Here is a 700-nt window from a genome sequence, read left to right as displayed (position 1 = left end):
TTTTTCTCTAAAAATCATGAGGGTTTTTGAAACGAGTGAAACGAGTTTCTTCTTGTCTTGATACTATATAGAAATAACTCGATTTTATATATACAGCTGTAACTGTTGATATTACAGCGTTTAAACGTGTTTTTGTGCGTGAAAGGAAAATTTGACAATAAAAAACCCCAGTTATATTATTAAGGTGTCGAATCTTAAATAATACTGGGGGTCTTTTTATATGCAATATAATACTACTAGAAGTATAACCGAAAATCAAGATAATAAAACGTTAAAAGATATGACGAAAAGTGGGAAACAACGCCCATGGAGAGAAAAGAAAATAGATAATGTAAGCTATGCAGATATACTAGAAATTTTAAAAATCAAAAAGGCTTTTAATGTAAAACAATGTGGTAATATTTTAGAATTTAAGCCAACTGATGAAGGTTATTTGAAGTTACATAAGACATGGTTTTGTAAATCAAAATTATGTCCGGTTTGTAATTGGAGACGTGCTATGAAAAATAGTTATCAAGCTCAAAAAGTGATTGAAGAAGTAATTAAGGAAAAGCCAAAAGCACGTTGGTTGTTTTTAACACTTTCAACAAAAAATGCGATAGATGGAGATACTTTAGAACAAAGTTTGAAGCATCTAACTAAAGCATTTGATAGGTTGAGTAGATATAAAAAGGTTAAACAAAATCTTGTTGGATTTATG

1 protein-coding gene is annotated in these 700 nt (G+C 29.4%); it reads left to right on the top strand.

Features of this window, described 5'->3' with window-relative positions:
• Window positions 1-220: 220 nt before the first annotated feature.
• On the top strand, window positions 221-700 hold a 480-nt coding region (locus CKW40_RS46225), incomplete at its 3' end, for a protein rep (RefSeq protein ID WP_095205403.1).

This window comes from Mesorhizobium carmichaelinearum (assembly GCF_900199455.1).
Classification (GTDB): domain Bacteria; phylum Pseudomonadota; class Alphaproteobacteria; order Rhizobiales; family Rhizobiaceae; genus Mesorhizobium; species Mesorhizobium carmichaelinearum.
This window is presented reverse-complemented; position numbering and strand designations above follow the sequence as displayed.